Below are 2,709 nucleotides of genomic sequence, written 5' to 3'. Positions count from 1 at the left end.
GACCCGAAGGGCACGCTCATCCGCGAGATGGGCGGCGCGCTGGCGGAGCTCGGCTACGAGATCCGCGCGTTCGACACCATCGACTTCACGCGCTCCATGCGCTTCAACCCCATAGCCTACATACGCGACGAGGCGGGCGTCATCCGCTTCGCCCGCGGCATCGTCGCCAACACCGAGGGCGAGGCCGACCACAAAGGCGACCCCTACTGGGAGAAGGCCGAGCGCCTGGTCTACACCGCGCTCACGGCCTACCTCGTCATGCACTGCGAGCCCGCCGACCGAAACCTCGACGGGCTGCTCACGCTGCTCTCGCTCGCCGACGCCCGCGACGACCCGGGCTACATGAGCCCGCTCGACATGGTGTTCCGCGAGCTGGAGACCGGCGAGCGCTACGTCAGGCGCGGCGGCGCCTCGGCGGAGGGCGGATCGCTGCGCGGCTTTTCCGAGGAGGACGGCGCGTGGGAGTGGGTCAAGGTCCGCGAGCCCGCGCCGCCCGACGACTTCGCGCTCGCGAGCTACCGCGAGTTCCGCGTGGCCGCCGGCGACACCATGAAGTCGATGCTCTCGAGCTGCAACGTCCGCCTGAAGCCGCTTTCCATCCGCGCCGTGCGCGACCTCACCTCCAAAGACGAGCTCGACCTCGCCCACATGGGCGACGAGGGCGCCAAGGTCGCGCTCTTCGCGTCTATGAGCGACACCGACTCGACCTTCGACTTCCTGTTCGCCCTGCTCATGGATACGGCCGTGAGCGCGCTTTGCGCCGAGGCGCTCGAGGCGCACGGCGGCTCGCTGCCCACAACGGTGCACTTCGTCTTCGACGAGTTCGCCAACATCGGGCGCATACCCGACTTCGAGCGGACCATCGCCGTCACCCGCAGCCGGAACATCGCCGTCTCGATGATCGCCCAGTCTCTCTCGCAGCTGAAGGAGACCTACGGCGACAACAACGCCGAGACCATCGTGAACGCCTGCGACACGCTGCTCTACCTGGGCGGAAAGGCGAACGAGACCAACGAGGAGATCAGCAAGATGGCCGGCAAACAGACGGTGGCGAGCGAGACGCAGAGCGACTCGCGGGGCGCCGGCTGGACCCGGACCGTGAACCGCGGCATCTCCGAGCGCGACCTCATACAGCCCGCCGAGGTGGCGCGCATGCCGCGCGAGGACGCGCTCGTGCTCGTGAACGGGTGCATGCCGCTCATGGACCGGAAGTACCGGCTCGAGCGCCACCCGCGCTCGCGCCTGCTCGAGGAGGCCGCGCGCCGCGGCCCGTTCGACTTCGCGGAGTACCGCAGGCAGAAGGAAGGCAACTCGTGACGGGGCCGCGGCGGGCGCGGGCCTCCCCCGCCGCGGGGGAGGAACAGCAAGGAACATCGTCAACCGAAAGCAAAGGAGAGCAGCATGCTCGCAAACGTCATCAAGCTCGTGTCGGGCTGCGTGACCTTCCTCGGCGGCTTCCTGGTCGTGTGGGGAGCGGTCTCGCTCGGCCTGGCCATCAGGGAGCAGCAGGGCGGCCCGCAGATCGCGACCGCCATATCCACCATCGCCGGCGGCGCGATCATCATCGCCGCGTCGGTCTACTTCGGTCAGCTGGACACGTCCTGGCTGCCGGCATAGGGGGCGTCGCGGATGGCGCTCAGGATACCGGTGCAGAAGGACATCGGCGAGTACGAGGAGAAGATCGTCGGGAAGATGAGCCTGCGCACGCTCGCATGCGTGTCGCTCGGCTTCGGCAGCGCGGTCGGGGCGGCGGCCTTCGTCCACCTGGGCCTGCACGCCGACGTCGCGGACGCGGCCTTCCCGATCATGCTCTGCAGCATGCCGTTCTGGCTCGCCGGGTTCTGGCGGCCCTTCGGCATGCGCGCCGAGGAGCTGCTGCCGCTTTTGGCGGCACACGAGCTCTCCCCACAGCTGCTCGCGTACGAGCCCTGCCTCGCCGGGAGCCTCCCCGAGGGCTCGCCGCGCCCGGGCCGCCCGGGACGTCGCGCGAGGCGCAGGGCAAGGAAGAAAGGAGCCGAGCTCTATGAGCCGAGCAAGAAGCAACAAGGAGAATAGGCCGAAGCGCCCGAGCACCCTCGGGCTGCTCCTCGGCGGCACGGGCGGGCGCAAGGACGCCTCGAAGGGCGCGGAGGCCGAGCGGCAGAGGCGCCGCCGGGAGCGCGACCGCTCGCGCGAGATGGCCGCCTACGTCGGCTACGACGCCATGTACAAGGACGGAATCGCCCAGGTGATGCCCGGGGTGTTCAGCCAGACGGTCGAGTTCTCCGACATCAGCTACCAGTCCGCGCGCAAGGAGGCGCGCGAGACGGCCTTCACCGTGATGAGCTCGCTGTTCAACTACTTCCCGGCGGACTCCCACGTGCAGCTCCAGGTAGTGAACGCGCCCATCCCCGCCGACGAGGTCGGCCGCAAGGTCTTCTTCGAGCCCGGGGAGCGCGCCACCGCCGGGCTCGCCGAAGAGTACAACCGGATCCTCAACGACAAGATGCGCGAGGGCGTCTCGAACCTCGTGCGCCACCGCTACCTGACCTACGCCGTGGGCGCCGACGACGTCGACGCCGCGGTGCCCAAGCTCGCGCGCATCCGGGGCGACGTGGAACAGACGCTCGCGCGCATACGCTGCTCGTCGCGCGCCCTCGACGGCGTCGAGAGGCTCGAGCTTCTGCAGGGGCAGCTGCGCCCGGGGTCGCGCTTCGAGTTCTCCTGGGA

General features: G+C 69.4%; 3 protein-coding genes and 1 pseudogene. All 4 read left to right on the top strand.

All coding sequences use genetic code 11. The annotated features are described in order from the left end of the window. On the top strand, nucleotides 1-1,317 hold a 1,317-nt coding region (locus tag ACT84W_RS10395; protein WP_444329157.1), incomplete at its 5' end, for a VirD4-like conjugal transfer protein, CD1115 family. An 84-nt stretch (nucleotides 1,318-1,401) separates the two neighbouring features. Next, complete coding sequence (locus tag ACT84W_RS10390) at nucleotides 1,402-1,617, top strand: hypothetical protein (RefSeq protein WP_006234636.1); 216 nt, start codon at nucleotides 1,402-1,404, stop codon at nucleotides 1,615-1,617. A 12-nt stretch (nucleotides 1,618-1,629) separates the two neighbouring features. Further along, entirely contained in the window at nucleotides 1,630-2,055 is a 426-nt protein-coding gene (locus tag ACT84W_RS10385; RefSeq protein WP_073293314.1) for a PrgI family protein, read from the top strand. After that, nucleotides 2,024-2,709 (top strand): annotated as a pseudogene (locus tag ACT84W_RS10380) (VirB4-like conjugal transfer ATPase, CD1110 family); the annotation flags it as partial. The gene ACT84W_RS10385 and the pseudogene ACT84W_RS10380, both read left to right, overlap by 32 nt.

The sequence above is a fragment of the Paratractidigestivibacter sp. genome, assembly GCF_052362415.1.
Lineage (GTDB): Bacteria > Actinomycetota > Coriobacteriia > Coriobacteriales > Atopobiaceae > Paratractidigestivibacter.
The sequence above is the reverse complement of the archived record's forward strand: the minus strand, read 5'-3'. Positions and strand labels throughout refer to the sequence as shown.

What these genes read in the sequence shown, in the direction of transcription:
- ACT84W_RS10390 (WP_006234636.1), top strand. Translation starts at nt 1,402, where the DNA reads ATGCTCGCAAACGTCATCAAGCTCGTGTCGGGCTGCGTGACCTTCCTC.
- ACT84W_RS10385 (WP_073293314.1), top strand. Translation starts at nt 1,630, where the DNA reads ATGGCGCTCAGGATACCGGTGCAGAAGGACATCGGCGAGTACGAGGAG.